This is a genomic window from Lentzea jiangxiensis (assembly GCF_900104175.1).
In the GTDB taxonomy this organism is placed as follows: Bacteria; Actinomycetota; Actinomycetes; order Mycobacteriales; family Pseudonocardiaceae; genus Lentzea; species Lentzea jiangxiensis.
The window spans coordinates 1-22175 of sequence record NZ_FNIX01000043.1 but is presented as its reverse complement, the minus strand read 5'-3'; the positions used below and the strand labels follow the sequence as shown (position 1 = coordinate 22175).

The following is a 22175-nucleotide window of genomic DNA, read 5'->3' as shown; positions in this document are numbered from 1 at the left end:
CCGGTCGAGGAGACCGTGGCGTTGCAGAACGCGCGCAGCCGCAGGAACGTGACCGAAGGTCTCAGTGCCGAGGACACGGCCGGCCAGCTCGCGGGCAAGCCATCCGACCCGAAGGCCTGATCTTCGGCTTGAAGCACCGAAAGGCCCCCGTGGACTTCCACGGGGGCCTTCGCTGTCCGGGGTGGTTCGCCGGTGGCGGTGCTGCTCCGCCGCTGGCTCGCCGGTCCTACTGAGCGTCGTCGAGACCGATCGAGAACGCGGCTTCGTCATCGCGCTTCGAGTAGCTGCGGAACGCGATGTGCGTGTCGGTGTTCAGCACGCCGGCGACCTTGCTGATCTTGCCGGGCACCAGCGCGGCGAGGTCCTCGTGCTTGCTGACGCGCACCAGCGCGATCAGGTCCACGTCACCGGCGCAGGAGTACACCTCGGTGACTCCGTCGATGTCGGCGATCTCCTGCGCGGCCTCGGGGATGCGTTCGGCGGCGGCCTGGATCAGCACGATGGCGGTGACCACGGCGTCCTCCTCGGGTCTGGGCTCCGGTGTCTCAAGCACCCGTAGTCTGCCCTACCGGCTGATCATCGGCGTGGAGACGTCGCCTCTCACCCGTTGCACAACCGAACACATCGCTTTGCCGACAAACCTACTGATATATCGGCTACCGTCACCTCCCTGACCTGCACCAACGACTCCTTGTGCAAAAGACGTTTGCGGACGTCCGCAAACGTCTTTTGCATAAGGGCGTGGCGGAGAGAGAGCAAGTGCGGGTGCGGAGCGGGTCGCGACGAGGTCGAGAGCCAGGTTTCGGGCATGGCCGAACGCGACGACAGCAATGGGTCAGAGCGAGGCGAGCTGACCTCGCGGAACCCTTGCAACAGCGCCTTTCACTCCACAGCAAACAATCCTTGCAAAGGGCAGCCGGGAGTGCGGCTCAGTGCCAGCGGTCGTGGATGGGCCGGGCTCCTGCGGCCTGCTCCGCCCACGGCAGCCAGGCCGCGGCGGCACCGGCGGGGGACGACCACGGTTCGTCGGCGTACACCAGGCGGGTGCCGGCCTGGTCGAGCCAGCGCAGCACCACGCCGGTCTCTTCCGGCGGTGCGCCCCGGAGCGGGCCGGGGGTGGGAATGACCGTCTCGGCGGAGGCGACGAGGGCGTCGACCACCGGCATCGGACGGGTGCCGCGGCGGGCGACGCCGGCGGAGGCGAGGCGGCCGTAGCGGACCACTGAGAACTCCCAGCCGCCGTCGCGGTCGGGGCGGGCGGCGACCAGCTGGGGGAGTGCGGCGAGGGCGGCCAGGCGCTGGGCGCGGTCCAGGGACCGGACGAGGCCTGCCAGGCGGTCGCGGTGGCGGGCGGCCTCCTCGAACCGCTCTGCCGTGGCCAGGCCGCCCAACTGGTCGACGAGGGTGCGCAGGGGTGCGGCGCTGCGGCCCACGACCAGATCGCGCACCGCCACCACGGCGGGGGAGTACTCCTCGACCGTCTGCCGGCCCGCGCACGGGGCCTTGCAGCGGTCCAGCTCGGCCAGGGCGCAGGGGGAGGCGCGCTGGTTCGTCGCCGGGATCTTGATCGTGCACGAGCGCAGGGGTACGGCGTCGAGCAGGGCGTCGGCCACCGCCTCGGCCGCCTTCCTGGTGCGGAACGGGCCCAGGGCGCCCTCTCGCGGGGTCTTCACCAGCGACATCCGCGGGAACGGCTCGTCCGTCAGGACCAGCCACCAGGCGTGGTGCGGGTTCTTCGAGCGCCGGTTGTACGCGGGGCGGTGTGCGCGTAAGAGCCGGAGCTCGCGCACCTCGGCTTCCAGGGAGTGCGCGCACTCCACGGCGTCGACGCGGACGGCGAGGGCGACCATCTCGCGCAGCCTTCGCCGGCCTTCGCTGGCGGTGAAGTACTGCCGGACGCGGCGGCGCAGGTCTGAGGCCGTGCCGACGTACAGCACCTCCTCCTTCGGGCCGCGGAACAGGTACACGCCCGGTGTGGAGGGCAGGTGCGCGGCCAGGGAGCGCTTGCGGCGTTGTTCGGGGGTGACCTCCGGCAGGTACGCGAGAAGTTCTTCGAGGGAGTGCACGCCCACGTTGCCGACGCGTTCCAGCAGCGCGTGCAGCACCTCGACGGTCGTGCGGGCGTCGGCCAGCGCGCGGTGCGTCGGCTTGGTCTGCGTGTGGAACAGGTCGGAGAGCGCGGACAGGCGGCACGACGGCGCCTCGTCGCGGCTCAGGACGCGCCGGGCGAGTTTGACCGTGCAGACCACCGACGGCTTCGGCCAGCAGTAGCCGTGCCGTTCGCAGGCCGCCTTCATGAACCCGGTGTCGAAGCCCGAGTTGTGCGCCACCAGCACCGCACCGGCCGCGAACTCCAGGAACGCGGGCAGCACTGTCTTGATCGTGGGCGCGCCCGTCACCATCAGCTGCGTGATCCCGGTCAGCTGCGCCACCATCGGCGGGATGCCGCGTTCGGGGTCGACGAGCGTCGCGAACTCGCCGAGCACCTCGCCGCCGCGCACCTTCACCGCGCCGATCTCGGTGATCGCGTCCTCCTCGGCGCTCCCTCCCGTCGTCTCCAGGTCGAAGACGACGAACGTCGTGTCGCGCAGGGGCGTCCCGAGTTCGTCGAAGGACAGTTGTCCGGTCACGGCGCCGACGTTAGCGACGGGGTCTGACAATTTTCGGAGGTGGTCGTGCGCGGCCGCGCGACCTGCGGTTGCTCCATTGGAGTGGTGTGCCGGTGATCTTTGCCTGATCGTTGTTCCGAAGGGCGGACACGTCCGTGCGCTGCTCGAGTACCGGGGCTCTAGCCTGTGGGGGTGCCAGACCCGATGCCCGAGCCAGAGTTCGACCAGCCTGCCGACGAGGCAGGTGAGCCCGCAGATGAATCCACTGTGGACTGGTCGGCCCTGCCGGAGCCGTTGCGGGTGAGGCTCGCGGAGCTGGGCGCGGACGCGCTGGGCGAGATGGCGAAGGTCGACGTGCCTCAGCACCTGCGGCCCGTGGCGAAGTTCGCCCCCACCAAACGCGCCAGGCTCGGCGGCACGCAGGTCGTGGCCGGCCTGCGGAACTCGGCGAACTTCCGCACCGCGGTGGTCGAGTGGCTGCGCAAGAACAGGCCGTCGACGCTGGAGGTGACGTCACCGGACCCGGTGACCGCCGCGGCGGCCGCGGTGCTGACCGGGGACGAGGTCGCTCCGCACTACGTGGAACTGGTGTCGCGGCGGGTCGGCGACGCGACGCTGCGGGCCGAACGGGACGCCGCCGTGCTCCGCGCCGAACGGCTGGAAGGCGAGCTGGACCGGCTGAGGGCCGAACGCACCCAGCTCGACGGCGCCGCCGAACGCGTCCGCGCGGACGCCGAGGTCGAGCTCGAACGCCTGCGCAAGCGGTTGCGCGAGCAGGGCGTGAAGCTGCGCGAGGCCAAGGACGCCGCCGCGGCCGCGGCCGCCGAGGTCGAGAAGATCCGGCAACGCACCGCGGACGAGGTCAAGCGCCTGACCGCCGAACGCGACCGCGAACGCGAACGGGCCGAGACCGAGCGCGGCAAAGCACAGCGGGCGATCGCGGACGCCGAGGTCGCGCGTCAGTCCGCCCGCGAGGCCCGCCAAGCGGACGAGGTGCGGCTCGCGCTGCTCGTCGACACCCTCGACGGCGCCGTGACGGGCCTGCGCCGCGAACTCGCCTTGGGAGGCACAGGACCACGTCCCGCCGACCTCGTGCGCGGCGCCAGCGCGTCGCAGGGGACCGTGGGCCGCGTGGAGGACCCGGCGGCGCTGGACCGGCTGCTGGCGTTGCCGGCGGTGCACCTGGTGGTCGACGGCTACAACGTCACGAAGACCGGCTATCCGGAGTTGTCGCTGTCGGACCAGCGCGATCGGCTCGTGCACCAGCTGGCGGTGCTCGCGGCGCGCACGGGTGCCGAGGTGACGCTGGTGTTCGACGGCGCCGGTGTGGTGGCCGTGCCCGCGGCGGCGCCTCGGGGCGTGCGCGTCCTCTTCAGCGATCCCGGTGTTCTGGCCGATGACGTGATCCGGGCGCTGGTCACCGCGGAACCCGAGGGGCGCCCCGTGGTGGTCGTGACGTCGGATCGGGCGGTCGCGGACTCGGTGCGCCGCCGCGGCGCGCACCCGGTGCCGTCCGCCGTGTTGCTGGCCCGTCTCGGGCGCGTTTGACCACCCGGTAGCCTGACGCCGTCGATCTTGACGGTCTTGTTCTGGCGAGGGGGATCGGCGACCTCATGTCGCGCAAGTTCACCCGTGGTTTCCTGGTTCTGGCCCTCCTGCTCCCGATCACACCGGCCGTGTCCCTGGCGGCGCAGCCGGCTGATCCCGCACGCGCCTACGCCGATCTGACAGCGCAGGCCACGAAGCTCAACGAGGAAGTGCTGCGCGCGCAGGAGGACCTGGTGCAGCGCAAGGCCGAGCTCGACCGCGCGACCGCGACGGTGGTCGCGGCGCAGCAGATCGAGCGGCAGGCCAAGCGCGACGAGGACGACTTCCGCCAGCAGGTCGACCTCATCACCCAGGCGTCGTTCGAGGGCGCCCGGTTCAACCAGCTCTCGGCACTGCTCGTCGCGGACTCGCAGCAGGACTTCCTGAACCGCCTGGAGATGATGCGGATCCTCGCCACCGACAGGGCGGAGTCGCTCGCGCGGCTGTCCGGCGCGGTCGAGAAGGCCCGCCAGGCGCACCACGTGGCGGAGACCGCGCGCACCCGTGCCGCGGAGACCACCGCGGCGGCCGAGAAGCTGAAGGCCGACCTGGACGGGCGGAACCAGGCGCTGCAGGCGCAGATCGGGGAGGTGCGGTCGGCGCTGACGCGACTGCCGGCGCCGGTCGTGCGGCAGCTGCGCGATCCGGGTGACCGGTCGGCGGTCAGCGTGCCCGGCGGCACCGCGGGCCTCGCCCTCACCTTCGCGCTGGCGCAGCGCGGCGACGACTACAGGTACGGCTCCACCGGCCCCGACCAGTGGGACTGCGCCGGGCTGACGATGAAGGCGTACGCGGCGGCGAGGGTCTCGATCCCGCGCACCTCCGGCGGGCAGGCCGGGGTCGGGCGTGCCGTGTCGCGCAGCGAGGTCCGCGGCGGCGACCTGATCATCTACTACTCGAGCCGCTCGCACGTCGCCATGGCCGTCGACAACACGCGCGCCGTACACGCCTCGACCGAGGGTCAGCCGGTGAAGATCGCACCGATCGACGCCATCGGGCCGATCGCGGTGATCCGGCGCATCGAGGGCTAGCGTTGCGCCGGTGAAGCACCTCCGGACGTTGCTGGCGGTCACCGTCGCCCTGACGTTCCTGCTGGGCCTCACCGTTGCAACACGACCCGATGAGTTGCGGTCGACCGAAACCGATCGTTGCAAAGAGGCCGTGCTGACGGTCTCGTCGGGCACTGTGACCAGTAGTTCCTGCGATGACGAACTCGCCTCGCGGGTGGCGGCGTCGCTCGACGAGTCGGTGCGCAGCGTTGCCGATATATTGGATATTTCCTGGGTGCGACGAGCGGATGTGGTCGTTCCGGCGACGGACGCCGAGTTGGTGTCGCTCGTCGGGCCTGCGTTCGCGGACATGGCCGGCGTCGCGATCCGCGACGGTGCCGGGCAGCGCGTGGTGCTCAACCGGACGCGGGCCTCGGCGCTGTCGGACCTGGAACTGCGGGTGCTGCTGCGGCACGAGATCACGCACGTCGCGACGCGCGACCTGACGTCGGACTCGGCGCCGCTGTGGCTCGTGGAGGGCTTCGCGGACTGGGTGGCGTTCCACGGGCTCGGGCTGTCGCTGCGCCAAGCCGCGCCGTTGCTCTCGTCGGACGTCTCGGCGGTGCCGACCGACTTCAGCGGACCCGGCCGCGACCTCGCCTACCAGCAGGCGTACTCGATCATGGTGTACCTGGAGTCCGGGCTGGGGGAGCGCGGCGTCGTGGACTTCTACCTGCGCAACGGGGTGAGGTCCGCGGTGGACCTGAGCGCGGCCGACTTGGCGGGCTGGCGTGAGTTCTTGAAAACGAGCATCGGATAGCGTTGCGCCCGTGCGCCGAACCCTGTTGGTGACCAACGACTTCCCGCCCCGCCCCGGTGGCATCCAGTCCTACCTGCACGCTCTGGCGACACGGCTGCCCGCGGACTCCCTCGTCGTGTACGCGCCGAAGTGGAAGGGCGCGCGGGAGTTCGACGCCGAGCAGCCGTTCCCGGTGGTGCGGCACCCCACGTCGCTGATGCTGCCGACGCCGGACGTCCTGTCCCGCGCACGGGACATCGCCCGCGCCGAGTCGTGCGAGGCCTCCTGGTTCGGCGCGGCGGCTCCGCTGGCGTTGCTGGCGCCGTCGCTCGGGCTGAGCCGCGCCGTCGCGTGCACGCACGGGCACGAGGTGGGCTGGTCGATGCTGCCGGTGGCGCGGCAGGCGTTGCGCGCCATCGGGTCCGGTGTGGACGTCGTGACCTACGTCAGCCGCTACACGCGCTCCCGGTTCTCGGCGGCGTTCGGTCCCATGGCGGCGTTGGAACACCTTCCGTCCGGTGTGGACACCGAGCTGTACCGGCCGGATCCCGCGGCTCGGGCGGAGATGCGCAAGCGGTACGGCTTGGGCGACCGGCCGGTGGTCGTGTGCGTGTCGCGCCTGGTGCCGCGCAAGGGGCAGGACGTCCTGATCCGCGCGCTGCCGCTGATCCAGCGCACGGTGCCGGACGCCGCCCTGCTGATCGTGGGCGGCGGGCCGTACCGGGGGACGCTCGAGAAGCTGGCCGCCGGGTCGCGCGACGTCGTGCTGACCGGCTCGGTGCCGTGGGAGGAACTGCCCGCGCACTACAACGCCGGCGACGTCTTCGCGATGCCGTGCCGCACGCGCGGCCGCGGCCTCGACGTCGAGGGGCTCGGCATCGTCTACCTGGAGGCCTCGGCGACCGGGCTGCCCGTGGTGGCCGGACGCTCCGGCGGTGCGCCGGAGACCGTGCGCGACGGCATCACCGGCAACATCGTCGACGGCCGCGATGTCGAGAACGTCGCCGAGCGGGTCGCCTCCCTGCTGGCCGACCCCGGGACGGCGGCCAAGATGGGCCGCGCCGGCCGGGAGTGGGTCAGCGACCACTGGCGCTGGGACCAGCTCGCCCAGCGCCTCGAAGGTCTCATCGGCTGACTGACATCCCCTGCCCGATACATCGCTGCTGGTCGGTGAGCGGATCGTCGAGCAACAGAAGACAACCTTGTCATCCGACAAGAAGGCCCGCGGCACATCGCGGCTGATGTCGTGGATGTCGGTCGAACTCAGATCAGCTCACGGGCTTGGTTCTCCAATGCGCGCAGACCGAGTTCGGCGCCGCGGCGCACCGCCTGCTCGGCAGCGGACGCCGAGTCGGCCGGACGGCCGAGATCGCGCAACACCGCCGCCAGTCCGATCAACGCCCGCACCTCACCGGAGGCGTACCCGATGCGCCGCGCCGTCGCCAGCGCCTGCTCGAACAGCTCCGCCGCGCCGTCGAGGTCGGACAGCGCGCGGCGGACCTCGCCGAGCGTGATTCGCGACGACGTCGCCACCTGGGGATCGCCACCGTCGGCCACGAGCGCCAGGGCCCGGGTCGCCAGGGCGAGGGCGGCTGGGGCGTCACCGGACGTGAGTTCGAGGGCGGCGAGGTTCTCCAGGGCCTCGGCCTCGCCCGCGGGGACGTTGCCGATGTCGAGGGCGCGTTCGAGGTGGCCGCGCGCCTCGTCCAGACGGCCCTGCAAGCGCAGGGCCATGCCGACGTAGGTGTGGCTGTCGGCGGTCGGTGCGAGCGCCAGCGCCTGCGAGAAGTGCTCGACGGCGCCGTCGAGCTCGCCCAGTTCCACGGCGAGCTGGCCCAGGTTGTAGAGGCCGGTGCTGACGAGGTCCGCCGAGCGCAGCATCTCCAGGCAGCGGACCAGGGCCTCCTTGGCGGCGACCAGGTCTCCGGAGCGGCGGTGCACGAGGCTGAGGTTGTTGAGCACGCTCGCCTCGGCGTCCCCGTCGCCCAGCTCCCGGTACAGCTCCAGGGCGTGTTCGTGGTGTTCCACCGACCGCGCGTAGTCGCCGAGCCGCAGGTAGAGGGTGCCGAAGTTGGTGTGCATGGCCGCCTCGGCCGCGCGGTGGCCGGACGCCCGGGCCGCTTGCAGGCCGTGGTGCGCCGTCGCGAGCCATTCGCCGACGTGGTGGCCGATCCACAGGTAGCCGCGCAGGGCGTCGGCGAGCTGCCAGGCCATCTCGGCGGGGCCGTGGTCAGCGGCGTGCCGGATGGCGGCGATCAGGTTCGGGCGTTCCGCGTCGAGCCACGCCAGCGCGTCGGCCGAGGTCGAGATGCGCGGCGCCGGGCCTGCCGCCGACGAGGGCAGCCGCACGATGCCGGGATAGAGCAGTTCCGCGCAACGCTCGACGCCGCGCACGTAATGGTTGAGCAGGGCGTTCCAGGCGTTCCGCTGCTCGGCGGGACTGTCGTTCTCCTCGCGCGACACGACGGCGTAGCGCATCAGCTCGTCGTGGAAGCGGTAGCGGCCGGGGGCGGCGAGCACGACCAGCTCGGCGATGGCCAGCACGGTCAGCAGGCCCTCGGCGTCGACGTCGGCCAGGGCCGAGGCGGCCTCCGGCGTGAAGTCCGGTCCCGGCACCAGCGACAGCAGCCGGAACAACCGCTGCGGCGCGGGCGGCAGCGCGGCGTAGGCCAGCTCGATCGGCGAGCCGGTGATCGTCACCTCGTCCCGTCCCGCCAGGTAGGCCGCCGCCACCCGCAGCGCCAGCGGCAGGTGGCCGCAGCGGGAGGCCAGCTCGGCGTGGTCGCCGGGGCCGAGCAGCCTCGTCAGCAACGACGCCGACTCCGCGGCGTCGAACACGTCCACCGGCACGGTCCGGGCGCCGTTCATGGCGATCAGGCCGCGCAGGTCGTCCCTGGACGTCACGACCACCCGGCACGACGCCGTCCCCGGCAGCAGCGGCCGCACCTGGTCCGGAGCGGAGGCGTTGTCGAGCACCAGCAGCATCCGCCGGCCCGCGAGCAACGACCGCAGCACCGTGCTCCGCTCGTCCGGGTCCGGCGGGATCTCGTCCGGCGGCACCCCGAGCGCCCGCAAGAACCGCGACAGCACGTCCAGCCCCTCCGCGGGCGGTCCCGGCGAGTAGCCGCGCAGGTCGACGTAGAGCTGCCCGTCCGGGAACCGGTCGCGCAGCAGGTGCGCCACGTGCACCGCCAGCGTCGTCTTGCCGACCCCCGGCTGCCCCGCCAGCGTCACGATCGGCACCGACCCCGTGACCAGCTCGGTGATCCGCTCGACGTGCCGGTCGCGGCCCGTGAAGTCCGCGATGTCGTCCGGCAGCCGCATCGGGGACGGCGGCGCGCGTTCCGGTTCGCGCGCGACCACCGGCGCCGCCAGCTCCGGCGAGCCCACGAGGATCGCCTGGTGCAACGACCGCAGCTCGGCGGACGGGTCGATGCCCAGCTGCTCGTCCAGCGTCCGGTCGAGCTGCCGGAACGCCTCCAGCGCCTCCGCCTGCCTGCTGCTGCGGTACAGCGCGAGCATCAGCTGCGCCCAGAAGCGTTCGCGCAACGGGTGGTCGCGGGTCAGCGCGAACAGCTCCGGCACCAGGTCCGCGTAGGTGCCGAGCGCCAGCTCCACGTCGATCCGCTGCTCGTGCACCGTCATCAGCAGCTCGGTGAGCCGCGGCGCGTGTTCCGAGTACAACGTCTCCGACGGCACGTCCGACAGCACCGGCCCGCGCCACAGCTCCAGCGCCTCGGCAAACGCTTTCCGCGCCGTGACCAGGTCGGACGACGACACGGCCGCACGCCCGCGAGCAGCCGCGTCAGCGAACAGGTGGGCGTCCACGGCAAGGGGGTCGACCCGCATCCAGTAGCCGTCCGCGGCCGTCCGGATCAACGACGGGTCACCCAAGGCCGCGCGCAGGCGCATGACGTACGTCTGCAACGTCCCCCGTGTGCGCGCGGGCGGTGTGTCCCCCCATACGTGCCCGACGAGTTCCGTCACGGGCACCACGCGGTTCGGCCGCAGCAGCAACGCCGCCAGCAACGCCCGGTGCTTGCCCGCCCTGAGCACCACCGAGGAGCCGTCCAGGCGCACCTCCATCGGGCCGAGCAGCCGGAACTGCGGACCCGAAGCCATTGCTTTCCCCTCGCGCGAGCCGGATGATCCCCGTCTGCCGGACAGCCTATTGGCGCGCTGTCGCGCAGTGACATCGGCGCGTCAGCGATACGTCAGCGCCGTACGGCAATCTTCCTCATGTCCCGGTCGGGGGGCCGGGGCAACACACTTCTCGGGTTCTGCGGAGCTCTCCGCGGATCACGATCGCTGGGGGTCGAAAGGCCCAGGAGCTCTCTCTCAGCTCCTGGGCCTTTCGCGTACTTCAGACCACTTACTTCGCGTAGATCGCGTCGATGTCCGACGCGTAGGTCGTCGCCACGACGGAGCGCTTCAGCTTCAGCGACGGCGTCATCTCACCACCGGCCTCGGTGAAGTCGACGGGCAGCACGCGGAACCTGCGGATCGCCTCCGCCTTCGACACCGACAGGTTCGCGTCGTCCACCACGGCCTGGATCTCGGCCAGCAGGTCCGGGTCCTCGACCAGGTCGGGGACCTCGGCCGACGCCGGCTTGCCGTGCGACTCCTTCCACGCCGGGAAGAACTCCGGGTCGATCGTGATCAGCGCGCCGATGAACGGCTGCTTGTCGCCGACGACCATGCACTGCGAGATCAGGGGGTGCGCCCGGATCCGGTCCTCGAGCTGCGCGGGGGAGACGTTCTTGCCACCGGCGGTGACGATGATCTCCTTCTTGCGGCCCGTGATCTTGAGGAACCCGTCGCCGTCGATCTCGCCGATGTCGCCGGTGTGGAACCAGCCGTCCTCGAGGGCCTCCTTGGTGGCCTCCTCGTTGTTCCAGTAGCCGGTGAAGACGATGTCGCCCTTGATGAGGATCTCGCCGTCCTCGGCGATGCGCACCGACGTGCCGGGCACCGGCAGGCCGACCGTGCCGACCTTCTCCTGGCCGGGGAACGTCACGCACGCCGCCGCCGACGTCTCGGTCAGGCCGTAGCCCTCGTAGACCGGGATGCCCGCGCCGCGGAAGAAGTGCGACAGGCGGGCACCCAGCGGCGCGCCACCCGACACGGCCGCCATCGCGCGGCCTCCGAGCGCTGCGCGCAGCTTCGCGAACACCAGCTTGTCGAACACGGCGTGCTTGATTCGCAGCCCGAGGCCGGGACCGCCGTTGTCGAGCGCGGTGCTGTACGCGACCGACGTCGCCTCGGCGGCGTCGAAGATCTTGCCCTTGCCGCCGGCGTGCGCCTTCTGCTTCGCGCCGTTGTAGACCTTCTCGAACACGCGCGGCACCGCGACGACGAACGTCGGGCGGAACTGGCCGAGGTCCTCGACGAGGTTCTTCACGTCCGCGGTGTGGCCGAGCGTCACGCGCGAGTAGACGCACGCCAGCGCCAGGGCACGCGCCAGGATGTGCGCGAGCGGCAGGAACAGCAGCAGCGAGTTGCCCGCCGTGAGGATCTCGGGGAACCGCGACAGCGCCGACCGCACCTCGGACAGCAGGTTGCGGTGCGTCAGCGTGCAGCCCTTGGGGCGCCCGGTCGTGCCGGACGTGTAGACCAGCGTGGCCGTGTGGTCGGCTTTGGCCTGCGCACGGCGCTCGTGCACCTGCTCGTCGGTGATCTCGGCGCCCAGCGCGGTCAGCTCGTCGACCGCGGCGGCACCGCCCTCGATCTGCCACACGTGGCGCAGCTCCGGGAGCTTGCCGACGACCTCGTCGACCAGCGCGCGGTGCTGCGCCGCCTCGACGAACACGGCCTTCGCGCCGGAGTCGGACAGGATCCACTCGATCTGGTCCGCCGACGACGTCTCGTAGATGGGCACCACGACGCCGCCCGCCGCCCAGATGGCGAAGTCGAGCAGCGACCACTCGTAGCGCGTCTTGGACACCAGCCCGACCCGGTCACCGAGCTCCAGACCGGCGGCGACCATGCCCTTCGCGACGGCCATCACCTGCGCGGCGAAGTCACGCGCGGTGATGTCCACCCAGGTGCCGTCGACCTGCCTGCGGAAGCTGACGGCGTTGCCGAAGCGCTCCGCGTTGGCCCACACCATGTCGGTGAGGTTCTCCTCCGGAGCCACAGCGGCGGTGGCGGGGACGCTGAACTCGCGCACGTCAACCTCCGTACGGTGAAATGTTACTGGTGGGGAAACCTAGCGTGTGATTCCGGCGATACAAAGGCGGGTACGCCCTTCCGTTACCTTTTGTCCTCATGGCCAGCGTGGACGTCGTCGACGAGACTTTCCTGGCGGTACCACCCGGAGTGGTCGCCGCCGCCTTCGCCTCGCCCGCGTCGTGGCGGGCGTTCTGGCCGGACCTGGACCTGGACGTCTACGCGAACCGCGGCGACGAGGGACTGCGCTGGACGGTCGGCGGAGCGCTCGTCGGCACGATGGAGGTCTGGCTCGAGCCCGTGCTCGACGGCACCGTCCTGCACTACTTCCTCCGCGCTGATCCGGCCGCCGGGCCGCTCGCCCCGCGCGGCGCCCGCCGCGAGGTGCAGCGCCGCCAGCTCGACGCGAAGTCCGTCGCACTGGGGCTGAAGCTGACGCTGGAGGACGGTCGTCCCGCCGGCTGCCCGCCGGCGGGGTGATCTTGCCAAGTCGTCAACTAAGTTGGAACCGTGCGGGTTCACGTGGTCTCGGATGTGCACGGCAACGCGGAGGCGCTGGCGCGCGCCGGTGACGGGGCCGACGCGCTCGTCGTGCTCGGCGACCTGATCGACTTCGTCGACTACCACGACCACTCCAAGGGCATCCTCGGGCGCGTCTTCGGGCCGGAGAAGGTCGGGGTCTTCGCCGAGCTCCGCCGCGGCACCCGGCGCGCGGACACGGCGAGCTACATCAGGTCGCTGTGGGACGGCCTCGCCGACGCCCGTTCCGTCGTGGAAGAAGCGGTGCTGGAGCAGTACGACGCGTTGTTCAGCGCCATGTCCGCGCCGACGTACGCGACACCGGGCAATGTGGACAACCCGCACCTGTGGCCGCGGTTCGCCGGGGCGGGCGTGCACGTGCTCGACGGCGAGGCCACCGAGATCGGCGGGCTGAGGTTCGGCTTCGCGGGCGGCGGGCTGATGGTGCCCGGACTGGTCCGCAACCCCAACGCGCCGTGGCACCCGTACCTGCGCACGGAGGAGGACATGGCGGCCGCGCTGGAGCGGATGGGGCGGGTCGACGTGCTGTGCACGCACATCCCGCCGTCGGTCGCCGAACTGACGTACGACGTCGTCGCGCGCCGCCCGGAATGGGGCTCGCGGGCCGCGCTGGACAAGATCGTCCGCGAACGTCCGCGCTGGTCGGTGTTCGGGCACGTGCACCAGCCACTGGCCAGGCGCGTGCGCGTCGGTCGCACCGAGTGCGTCAACGTCGGCCACTTCCAGCGCAGCGGCAAGCCTCACGTCCTGAACTGGTAGCCACGCGAGTAACCTCCACGTCCATGGCCGACGAGTCCACTCAGTCCATCGTCATCGACGCTCCGCCTGAGAAGATCATGGCGATCATCGCGGACTTCCCGTCGTACCCGGACTGGGCGAACGGGATGAAGGAGGTCGAGGTCCTCGGCACCCGCCCCGACGGCCGTGCCGAGCAGGTGCGGTTCGCGATCGACCAGGGCCCCGTCAAGGACGAGTACACCCTGGAGTACGACTGGGCCCCCGACGGCCTGTCGGTGAAGTGGGAACTCGTCAAGGGCACCATGCAGAAGGCCCAGCAGGGCAGCTACGTGCTGGCGCCGTCCGGCACCGGCACCAAGGTCACCTACACGCTGTCGGTGCAGCTCGTGATCCCGATGATCGGCTTGTTCCGCCGCAAGGCCGAGAAGATGATCCTCGACACCGCGCTCAAGGAGCTCAAGAAGCGCGCGGAGAAGGCGGCTTGAGCCGGGTCCTGCTCTTCACCGGCAAGGGCGGGGTCGGCAAGACGACGCTGTCGGCCGCGACCGCCGCCTCGCTGGCCGCCCACGGCCGCAAGGCGCTCGTGGTCTCCACCGACCCCGCGCACTCCCTGGGCGACGCGCTCGGCGTGCGCCTGGGCGCCGAACCGTCCGAAGTGGACGAATCGGGCGGCCTGTTCGCCTGCCAGATCGATCCCCGCGGCCTCGTCGACGAGGCGTGGGGCGAGCTGCGCGGGCACCTGCGGACGGTCCTCGCGGGCGCCGGTGTCGACGAGCTCGACGCCGAGGAGCTGACGGTCCTGCCGGGTGTCGAGGAGCTCCTCGCGCTCGCGGAGGTGCGGCGGCTCGCGTCGTCCGGGCCGTGGGAGGTCGTGGTCGTCGACTGCGGGCCGACCGCGGAGACGCTGCGGCTGCTGTCGCTGCCCGAGGCGTTCGCCGGCTACCTCGAACGGCTCTTCCCGACCCATCGGCGCGTCGTGCGCGGCCTGCTCGCGGGGGTCGCGGGCACCGGCACGGTCGAGAAGTGGGACGCGACGGCGGATGCGCTGAGCAGGCTCGCCGAACGGCTGGACGCGCTGCGCTCGATGCTCGCCGACTCCGAGTCCTGCTCGGTGCGGCTGGTGCTCACCCCCGAGCGCGTCGTCGCCGCCGAGACCCGCCGCACCCTGACGGCGCTGGCGCTGCAGGGGATCCGGGTCGACAGCGTCATCGCGAACCGGCTGGTGCCCTCACCGGGTGCCGCGCGCGGTGCGGCGGCGACCTGGCTGCGCACGCGCCGCCAGGAGCAGGACGCGGTGCTGGCCGAGCTGACCGGGATCGGCGAGATCCGCACGGTCGACCACCGCGCGGCCGAACCCGTCGGCGTCCCCGCGCTGCTGGAGGTCGCCGCGCAGCTCTACGGCGACGAGGACCCGTTGCCCGGCGCCGCGGTGCCGGAGTCGCTGCTCGAGGTGTCGGGCAGCGGGCGCGGCCTCGACGCCCGGTACTCGCTGCGGATCGCGCTGCCGTTGTCCGACGACACGGACCTGGACCTCGCACGCGTGGACGACGACCTCGCCCTGACCGTCGACGGCCGGCGTCGCCTCGTGGCGCTGCCGTCGTTGCTGAGGCGCTGCATCGTCATCGGTGCGGAGATGGACTCGGGCGGCGTGATGGTGGAGTTCCGCCCCGACCCGTCCCTCTGGCGCTGACCGTGGCGCTGATCAGGAGCTCGTAGATGACCCAGGACAACACCGGCAAGCTCGCCGAGGAGCTGCGGCTGCTCGTCGACACGGCCGCCGAGCGGATGCAGCCGTGGCTGCAGCGCGTCGCCGAGGCGGGCGACGGCTCGCACACGCCCGAGACGTGCGGCTGGTGCCCGTTGTGCAACGGCGTGGCGCTGCTGCGCGGCGACCGCTCCGAACTGGCCGCGAAGGCCGCCGAGCACGCGGCGGGCCTGGTCGCGGTGCTGCGCGCCGCCCTGCGCGAGCCCGGCGCCCCGCCCGAGCACGCGGCGGACGAACCGGCTCCCGAGACCGGGCAGCGCGTGCAGCACATCAAGGTCGTCAGGAAGACCGACTAGTGCTCACGGTCGGAGTGGACATCGGGGGCACCAGCGTGCGCGCCGGCGTCGTGGACCCGCGTGGCTCGGTGCTGGACACCTCGCGCGCACCGACGCCCGCGGACGAGCGCGCCCTCGAAGACGCGATCGTCGCCGCCGTGCAGGAGGTCGCGGCCCGGCACCCGGTGAACGCCGTCGGCCTCGCCGTGGCGGGCTTCATCGCCTCGGACCGCCGCACGGTCCGCTTCGCGCCGCACCTGGCGTGGCGGCAGGTCGACGTCGCGGACCGCATGAGCGACCGGCTCGGCATGCCCGTGGTGCTCGAGCACGACGCGAACGCGGCGGCGTTCGCCGAACACCGCTTCGGTGCGGCCCGAGGCGCTCGCACGGCCGTGCTGGTGGCCATCGGCACCGGCATCGGCGCCGCGCTCCTGCTCGACGGCGAGCTCTTCCGCGGCGCGCACGGCGTCGCCCCCGAACTGGGCCACCTGCGGGTCGTCCCGGACGGCCGCCCCTGCCCGTGCGGCAAGAACGGCTGCTGGGAGCGCTACTGCAGCGGAACGGCCCTGAGCGCCACCGCCGTCGAACTGCTGGCCAAGCACCCCGGCGTCTCCACCGTGCTGGCCCGCGAGGCCGCCGGTGACTCCCGCGCCGTGACCGGCCGCCGGGTGGCCGGGGCTGCTCGGGACGGCGACCCGCTCGCCAAGCGGGCGATGGCCGAGCTCGCCAAGTGGCTCGGCGAGGGCCTTGCGCTCGTCGCCGACGTCTACGACCCCGAGGTCATCGTGATCGGGGGAGGGGTGTCGACGTCGGCGCCGCTGTTCCTCGACGACGCCCGCGAGCGGTACGCGTCCGTGGTGACCGGGGCGGGCCACCGCCCGCTGGCGAGGATCCGCACCGCGCAGCTCGGCGACGACGCCGGCATCGTGGGCGCGGCGACGCTCGCCCGCGAGATGGCCGCCCGGGCACAGGCGACCGGGAACCACTCGCTCCACTAGTTCCCGACGGGGTCGTGGCCCCAGTTCATGAGCGAGTAGCGCCAGCGGCTCTCCTCCACGTCGCCGTCCGGCCGCTGGGCGAGGTGCCGGTGGACGTAGCCGACGACCTTGCGCATGTGCTGGTAGTCGCTGTCGGTCAGGTCGTCGCGCTTCGTCTTCAGCAGGTCGACGATGCGGCGGCCCGACGCGTGCCCGGTCGACTCGCCGGAGGACTTGTCCCCGACCTGCTGCGACTCGTCGGTGCCGAGCCACTTCTCCAGCTTCGAGGCGGTCATGTTGACCGCGTCGGCGAAGTCCTTCCGGGTCTGCTCCCGCTCCGCGTCGTTCACGGTGGTCCTCCCGCTCGAATGGGTTCGTCCGGGTGGGGGTACCCCGCGACCATGACGAAGCATCCTCTGAAGCCCGGTGACGAGGTCGAGTGGTCGAGCCACGGCTCGACGACGCACGGCGAGGTCAAGGAGGAGATCACGACCGAGAAGCAGGCCGCGGGGCGCAAGGTGAAGGCCTCGGAGGAGGAGCCCCAGTACCGCGTGGAGAGCGCGAAGAGCGGCAGGGACGCGGTGCACAAGCCGGAGGCGTTGCGGAAGAAGAACTGAGCGTTCGCGGCGGACGTCCGGGCGTTGTTCGCCCACCGCGAACACTCGTACGAGGGGTCGCTAGCGGCCGAGCAGGCGCAGGATGCGCGGACGGCGGCGCTTGGCCACGTCCTTCTTGCCGAGGGTCGCCATGGCGCGGGCCATCATCAGGTGCTGCATCTGGTCCATGTCCGACACGGTAGGCATGACCGAATCGTTATCTGAAGGTTTGAGTGGCCGTTATCACGTCGTTACCGTCCGGTCGTGACGCGTCACACCTGGGCGCCGTCGTCCCACCCGGAGTCCGGCGGCGGCGTGTTGCGCATGCGCAGGATGAGCCAGCCGACACCCGAGCAGAGCGCCACCAGCGACAGCGGCGTGCCGATGCTCGACTGCAGCCCGAAGATGCCGGGCGCGACGAGCAGGAGGATGCCGAGCACGAACAGGCCGAGCGCCGCGAAGGTCGAGGCGCGCAGCACGGGGAGCGGCGGCGGCTCCGGCGGGACGTAGTGGTCGTCGTCGGCCGGATCGCGGGGTTCGGGCTCCTCATCGACGTCGGCGGGGATGTCGCCGGCCTCGTCGTCACGGGCCTCGGGCCGGCCCTGCTTGGAGTCCTCGGGGCTCGCCTCGTCGAGGTCCAGCCAGTTCTTGCCGACCCCGTCCCGTTCGAGACCCGCGACGATTTCGGCAAAGAGCTCGTCGACGTTCTCCGGGCCGTCGGTCGAGTCGCGCCGGGCGTTCATCCAGAGCCTCTCCACGTGCCGCAACCCTCTGACCCCTCATCGTTGCACGGGCGGGTTGTGTTGCGGGGTGCGGCAGTCGGCTCAGTCACGTCGTCCGGCGGACGGTGACTCCCGGCCCCAGGATTCGTTGTGTGAGGTGCGGTCGGCTCCGTAGGCTGGTCGCCGGGATCAAGGTTCGGTGTCTAGGGAGGCGCTTCCCGCTGTGCTGTACTGGATCATGAAGCACGTCCTCCTGGGACCGATCTTGCGGCTGTTCTTCCAGCCCAAGATCATCGAGGGCGCCGAGAACATCCCCAAGGAGGGCGGCGCGATCCTGGCGAGCAACCACCTCGCCGTCTCCGACTCCTTCTTCCTGCCGCTGATGCTGTCCCGGCGGGTCACCTTCCCCGCCAAGATCGAGTACTTCACCGGCACGGGGTTCAAGGGCAGGCTGCAGAAGTGGTTCTTCTCCGGCGTCGGCCAGGTGCCGATCGACCGGTCCAGCGCGTCCGCCGCGCAGGGAGCGCTCGACACCGGCGTGCGGATCGTGCGCGAGGGCAAGCTGCTCGGCATCTACCCCGAGGGCACCCGTTCGCCCGACGCGCGCCTGTACAAGGGCAAGGTCGGCGTCGCGTGGATCGCCCTGGAGTCCGGTGCGCCGGTCATCCCCGTGGCGATGTTCGGCACGGACAAGGCGAACCCCATCGGCTCGAGGATGTGGAAGCCGTACCCGATCCGGATCAAGATCGGCAAGCCGCTCGACTTCTCCCGCTACGAGGGCCTGTCCGGCGACAGGTTCGTGCTGCGGTCGATCACCGACGAGATCATGTACGCCCTGATGGAGCTCTCCGGCCAGGAGTACGTCGACGTCTACGCGGCCAAAGCCAAGGAGCAGACCGCCGACGTGCCGGAACAGGGCGGCAAGGGCGACCGGGTGCCCGAGAAGAAGGCGAGCTGAGCGCACCCCTAGGGTGTCGCGGTGCGGTTTTTCTACGACTGTGAGTTCATCGAGGACGGGCTGACCATCGACCTCGTGTCCATCGGTGTGGTCGACGAGGAAGGCCGCGAGTTCTACGCCGTGTCCACCGAGTTCGACCCCGATCGCGCGGGGCCGTGGGTGCGGCAGAACGTCCTCAACCAGCTGCCCTCGCCCGCGAACAGGGCGTGGCGCAGCCGCGAGCGCATCCGCGAGGACCTGCTCGACTTCCTCGGCGCCCGCGACGCCGCACGCGACGAGATCGAGCTGTGGGCCTGGTTCGCCGCCTACGACCACGTGGCGCTGGCGCAGCTGTGGGGTGCCATGCCGGCGTTGCCGCGCGCCCTGCCCCGGTTCACGCGGGACCTGCGGCAGCGCTGGGACGACGTCGGCCGCCCCAAGCTGCCGGCCCCGCCCGCCGACGCCCACGACGCCCTCGCCGACGCCCGGCACAACCTCGCGCGGTGGAAGGTGATCGAGGAACACCGCAGGAAAATCGGCTTTCCCGTCCGGTAAGTGAGACCCCCCGTTGCTGCACCGATACAGCTCGTGAAAGTCTGCGTGACACAGAACACGAGAGATGGGGAAGCAGATGCGCATCGGTGTGCTCACTGGCGGTGGTGACTGCCCCGGTCTGAACGCCGTGATCCGGGCCGTGGTCCGCAAGGGCATCAAGGCACACGGCTGGGAGATCGTCGGGTTCCGCAACGGGTGGCAGGGCCCGATCGAGAACCTCACCAAGTCGATCGACCTCGCGGACGTCGAGGAGATCCTGACCCGCGGTGGCACGATCCTGGGCTCGTCGCGCACGAACCCCTACAAGGTCGAGGGCGGTGTCGACCGCATCCGCGAGACCATCGCGGCGAACAACATCGACGCCATCATCGCGATCGGCGGCGAAGACACCCTCGGTGTCGCCAAGCGCCTGACCGACGACGGCATCGGCGTCGTCGGCGTCCCGAAGACGATCGACAACGACCTCGGCGCCACGGACTACACGTTCGGCTTCGACACGGCCGTCCACATCGCGACCGAGGCCATCGACCGCCTGCGCACCACCGCCGAGTCGCACCACCGCGCCCTCGTCGTCGAGGTCATGGGCCGTCACGCGGGCTGGATCGCGCTGCACTCCGGTCTCGCCGGTGGCGCGAACGTCATCCTCGTCCCAGAGCGCCCGTTCAGCGTCGACAAGGTCGTCGAGTGGGTCGAGCGCCGCTTCGAGAGCGAGTTCGCCCCGATCATCGTCGTCGCCGAGGGCGCGATGCCCGAGGGTGGCGCCGAGGTGCTGCACTCCGGTGAGCGCGACGCGTTCGGCCACGTCCGCCTCGGTGGCGTCGGCCAGTGGCTCGCGGAGGAGATCGCGGACCGCACCGGCAAGGAGTCGCGCGCCGCGATCCTCGGCCACATCCAGCGCGGTGGCACGCCGACCGCCTACGACCGCGTCCTCGCGACCCGCTTCGGCCTGCACGCCGTCGACGCCGTCGCCGCGGGTGACTTCGGCACCATGGTCGCGCTGCGCGGCACCGACATCGTCCGCGTGAAGCTGTCCGAGGCGACGGCCGAGCTGAAGACGGTCCCGACCGAGCGCTACGAAGAGGCCGAGGTCTTCTTCGGCGCCTGATGGTCAGGCCTGACGTTCGGGCCTGACCTCGCAATATCCAATATGCGATACATCAGTTGTGCAAAGACGTTTGCGGACGACCGCAAACGTCTTTTGCATAAAGTGCATTCGTGCAGGTCAGAAGGCTTTCAAGTCGAGGTACGCCCCGAACGTCCCGAGCCAGTGGTCGGCCATGTAGCCGTGCCCGCCGAACACGTAGCTCCACCCGGCCTCCCGGTGCGCGGCGGAAGCCGACCGGGCCAGCGGGGCGTACCGGTGCCCGGACGGCAGCGAGTCGGCGATCGCCTCCCAGCACCAGGCGCGCGACAACGCGAGTCCCGCCAGGTGTGAGCCGTAGGGGTCGCTGGGGTCGTCGACCGGGAACGGCTCGCGCAGCGCCCGCCACCGCTGCGACGAGAGGTCCGGCAGGTACGCGTCGAGCCAGTCGGCGAAGTCGTCGGCGCTCAGCGCCCGTCGCATCAGGTCGGCGGTCGTCAGCGCGGGGGAGAGGAAGTCGGCGGCATCCGGCTCGAAGCCGCCGTACGCGGTCTCCGGCCCGTGCCACCTCAGTGCCGCGTCGACACAGGCCGAGGCCAGTTCGGAGTCGCCGCGGGCCTGCGCCGCGTCGTGGACCAGGCCGGTCGCGAACGCGGTGTTGCTGTGCGTGCCGGTGCGGATCGGCAGCCGCGCGGCCGAGACCCACTCCAGGTAGCGGTCGCGCAGCACATCGCCGATCGGCGCCACCGACCACGGCAGGCCGGAGGTGCGCAGTTCGGCGTCGAGCACGAGCAGCCACGCCCAGCCGTACGGCCGCTCCCAGTGCCGTCCCGCCGGCGAGGCGAAGAAGGCGGCCTCGACGGCGCAGTTGTCCGGGGTGATCAGCTTGTCCAGGGCGTCGCGGGCCGCGTCGGCGCCCGAAAGAGAGGGGCGCAACCGCAGCAGGCGCACGGCGAGCCACGTCTGGTGCACGCAGGAGTGCCAGTCGAAGGACCCGGCGAACACGGGGTGCAGCTCGCGTTGCGGCACGAGCCGGTGGTCACCGTCGATCACGTGCGTCCAGTGCACCGGGTGGTCTCGCTGGATGTTGTCGATCGCGATGCCCAGCAGCCGGGTCGCGGTGCCGTCATCCAACCGGGTGGCGTCCATGGCCCACATCATGCAGGGCGGGGTCTCGGCAGGGCAGAGGCGGATAGTTGACCAGTAACAGACTTCACCTGTCCGGCGGAGGAGCTGACCTGGGCTTGACCGGCACCTGGCCGAGGGCGGAAGATCCCCGGCGGGGCTGACAGGCCCGACAGGGTCTCTCAGTGTGGGACAACTAGGATGAGCAGCGTGAACTGGACCGTGGACGTGCCCATCGACACGCTTCCCGAGCTTCCGCCGCTGCCTCCCGAGATGCGCGAGCGCCTGGACGACGCCCTGTCGCGTCCGGCTGCCCAGCAGCCGGAATGGCCTGACGCCGAACAGGTGCGTCGTGTGCGGACCGTGCTCGAGAGCGTGCCGCCGATCACCGTGCCCGCCGAGATCGACCGGCTGCACACACAACTGGCGCAGGTCGCGAACGGTGAGGCGTTTCTCCTGCAGGGCGGTGACTGCGCGGAGACGTTCGCCGACAACACCGAGCCGCACATCCGCGCGAACATCCGGACCCTGCTGCAGATGGCCGTGGTGCTGACCTACGGTGCCAGCCTGCCCGTGGTGAAGGTCGGCCGCATCGCCGGCCAGTACGCCAAGCCGCGTTCGTCGAACATCGACGCGCTGGGCCTGCCGTCCTACCGCGGCGACATCATCAACTCCCTGGTCGCCACGCCCGAGGCCCGCGTTCCCGATCCCG

At 71.3% G+C, this 22175-nt stretch carries 22 protein-coding genes; 15 read left to right on the top strand and 7 right to left on the bottom strand.

What is annotated here, in order from left to right; translation table 11 throughout:
- Window positions 1-226: 226 nt before the first annotated feature.
- Together BLQ91_RS39570 and BLQ91_RS39565 are read right to left on the bottom strand one after the other, a co-directional pair.
- Entirely contained in the window at window positions 227-514 is a 288-nt protein-coding gene (locus BLQ91_RS39570; RefSeq protein WP_030465012.1) for an Lrp/AsnC family transcriptional regulator, read from the bottom strand.
- 415 nt (window positions 515-929) lie between these two features.
- Entirely contained in the window at window positions 930-2630 is a 1701-nt protein-coding gene (locus tag BLQ91_RS39565; protein WP_090105690.1) for a DEDD exonuclease domain-containing protein, read from the bottom strand.
- A 183-nt stretch (window positions 2631-2813) separates the two neighbouring features.
- On the opposite strand from BLQ91_RS39565, the gene BLQ91_RS39560 reads away from it, so the two are divergent.
- The 4 genes from BLQ91_RS39560 to BLQ91_RS39545 all read left to right on the top strand — a co-directional run bounded on the left by BLQ91_RS39560 (window position 2814) and on the right by BLQ91_RS39545 (window position 7119).
- Window positions 2814-4157 carry an NYN domain-containing protein gene (locus BLQ91_RS39560; protein ID WP_090105688.1) on the top strand — a complete coding sequence of 448 codons (1344 nt, stop codon included), beginning with the start codon at window positions 2814-2816 and terminating at the stop codon, window positions 4155-4157.
- A 65-nt stretch (window positions 4158-4222) separates the two neighbouring features.
- Window positions 4223-5227 carry a C40 family peptidase gene (locus tag BLQ91_RS39555; RefSeq protein ID WP_090105686.1) on the top strand — a complete coding sequence of 335 codons (1005 nt, stop codon included), beginning with the start codon at window positions 4223-4225 and terminating at the stop codon, window positions 5225-5227.
- Between the two features lie 10 nt (window positions 5228-5237).
- Window positions 5238-6005, top strand: a complete 768-nt coding sequence (locus BLQ91_RS39550) for a hypothetical protein (RefSeq protein ID WP_143023104.1) — start codon at window positions 5238-5240, stop codon at window positions 6003-6005.
- Window positions 6006-6015: 10 nt separating this feature from the next.
- The gene (locus tag BLQ91_RS39545) at window positions 6016-7119 is read left to right on the top strand and encodes a glycosyltransferase family 4 protein (protein WP_090105681.1); all 1104 of its coding nucleotides are present in this window, start codon (window positions 6016-6018) and stop codon (window positions 7117-7119) included.
- 128 nt (window positions 7120-7247) lie between these two features.
- On the opposite strand, the gene BLQ91_RS39540 is transcribed toward BLQ91_RS39545, so the two are convergent.
- Window positions 7248-10106 carry an AfsR/SARP family transcriptional regulator gene (locus tag BLQ91_RS39540; protein WP_090105680.1) on the bottom strand — a complete coding sequence of 953 codons (2859 nt, stop codon included), beginning with the start codon at window positions 10104-10106 and terminating at the stop codon, window positions 7248-7250.
- Window positions 10107-10356: 250 nt separating this feature from the next.
- A complete protein-coding gene (locus tag BLQ91_RS39535) occupies window positions 10357-12153 on the bottom strand; it encodes an AMP-dependent synthetase/ligase (protein ID WP_090105678.1) in 1797 nt (598 codons plus the stop codon).
- A 98-nt stretch (window positions 12154-12251) separates the two neighbouring features.
- Between BLQ91_RS39535 and BLQ91_RS39530 the strand changes: the two genes are divergently transcribed.
- Genes BLQ91_RS39530 through BLQ91_RS39505 form a run of 6 tightly spaced genes read left to right on the top strand, consistent with a single transcriptional unit; the run spans window position 12252 to window position 16468 of the window.
- A complete protein-coding gene (locus BLQ91_RS39530; RefSeq protein ID WP_090105676.1) occupies window positions 12252-12632 on the top strand; it encodes a polyketide cyclase / dehydrase and lipid transport in 381 nt (126 codons plus the stop codon).
- A gap of 30 nt (window positions 12633-12662) precedes the next feature.
- Entirely contained in the window at window positions 12663-13451 is a 789-nt protein-coding gene (locus tag BLQ91_RS39525) for a metallophosphoesterase family protein (protein WP_176960212.1), read from the top strand.
- Window positions 13452-13474: 23 nt separating this feature from the next.
- Complete coding sequence (locus tag BLQ91_RS39520) at window positions 13475-13915, top strand: SRPBCC family protein (protein ID WP_090105674.1); 441 nt, start codon at window positions 13475-13477, stop codon at window positions 13913-13915.
- Window positions 13912-15120, top strand: coding sequence for an ArsA family ATPase (locus BLQ91_RS39515; RefSeq protein WP_090105671.1), 1209 nt, complete (start codon window positions 13912-13914; stop codon window positions 15118-15120). Before BLQ91_RS39520 ends, BLQ91_RS39515 begins: the two co-directional genes overlap by 4 nt.
- A 26-nt stretch (window positions 15121-15146) precedes the next feature.
- Window positions 15147-15491 carry a hypothetical protein gene (locus BLQ91_RS39510; protein ID WP_090105669.1) on the top strand — a complete coding sequence of 115 codons (345 nt, stop codon included), beginning with the start codon at window positions 15147-15149 and terminating at the stop codon, window positions 15489-15491.
- A gap of 14 nt (window positions 15492-15505) precedes the next feature.
- Complete coding sequence (locus BLQ91_RS39505; protein ID WP_090105694.1) at window positions 15506-16468, top strand: ROK family glucokinase; 963 nt, start codon at window positions 15506-15508, stop codon at window positions 16466-16468.
- Here BLQ91_RS39505 and BLQ91_RS39500 read toward each other — a convergent pair.
- The gene (locus BLQ91_RS39500) at window positions 16465-16797 is read right to left on the bottom strand and encodes a DUF3140 domain-containing protein (protein WP_281199928.1); all 333 of its coding nucleotides are present in this window, start codon (window positions 16795-16797) and stop codon (window positions 16465-16467) included. The genes BLQ91_RS39505 and BLQ91_RS39500 overlap by 4 nt on opposite strands.
- Window positions 16798-16848: 51 nt before the next feature.
- On the opposite strand from BLQ91_RS39500, the gene BLQ91_RS39495 reads away from it, so the two are divergent.
- Window positions 16849-17064, top strand: a complete 216-nt coding sequence (locus BLQ91_RS39495; protein ID WP_090105693.1) for a hypervirulence associated TUDOR domain-containing protein — start codon at window positions 16849-16851, stop codon at window positions 17062-17064.
- Between the two features lie 251 nt (window positions 17065-17315).
- Here BLQ91_RS39495 and BLQ91_RS39490 read toward each other — a convergent pair whose 3' ends face one another.
- Window positions 17316-17801, bottom strand: coding sequence for a hypothetical protein (locus BLQ91_RS39490; protein WP_245734318.1), 486 nt, complete (start codon window positions 17799-17801; stop codon window positions 17316-17318).
- Window positions 17802-17988: 187 nt separating this feature from the next.
- On the opposite strand from BLQ91_RS39490, the gene BLQ91_RS39485 reads away from it, so the two are divergent.
- The 3 genes from BLQ91_RS39485 (at window position 17989) to BLQ91_RS39475 (ending at window position 20362) form a co-directional block, all read left to right on the top strand.
- Window positions 17989-18723: a lysophospholipid acyltransferase family protein gene (locus BLQ91_RS39485; protein ID WP_090105665.1), complete on the top strand. Its 735-nt coding sequence runs from the start codon at window positions 17989-17991 to the stop codon at window positions 18721-18723.
- A 21-nt stretch (window positions 18724-18744) separates the two neighbouring features.
- Entirely contained in the window at window positions 18745-19257 is a 513-nt protein-coding gene (locus BLQ91_RS39480) for a polyadenylate-specific 3'-exoribonuclease AS (RefSeq protein ID WP_090105663.1), read from the top strand.
- 76 nt (window positions 19258-19333) lie between these two features.
- A complete protein-coding gene (locus BLQ91_RS39475) occupies window positions 19334-20362 on the top strand; it encodes a 6-phosphofructokinase (protein ID WP_090105691.1) in 1029 nt (342 codons plus the stop codon).
- A 117-nt stretch (window positions 20363-20479) separates the two neighbouring features.
- Here the strand turns inward: BLQ91_RS39475 and BLQ91_RS39470 are convergent, their stop codons facing one another.
- The gene (locus BLQ91_RS39470) at window positions 20480-21487 is read right to left on the bottom strand and encodes a DUF2891 domain-containing protein (RefSeq protein ID WP_176960211.1); all 1008 of its coding nucleotides are present in this window, start codon (window positions 21485-21487) and stop codon (window positions 20480-20482) included.
- A 186-nt stretch (window positions 21488-21673) separates the two neighbouring features.
- On the opposite strand from BLQ91_RS39470, the gene BLQ91_RS39465 reads away from it, so the two are divergent.
- On the top strand, window positions 21674-22175 hold a 502-nt coding region (locus BLQ91_RS39465; RefSeq protein ID WP_143023103.1), incomplete at its 3' end, for a 3-deoxy-7-phosphoheptulonate synthase.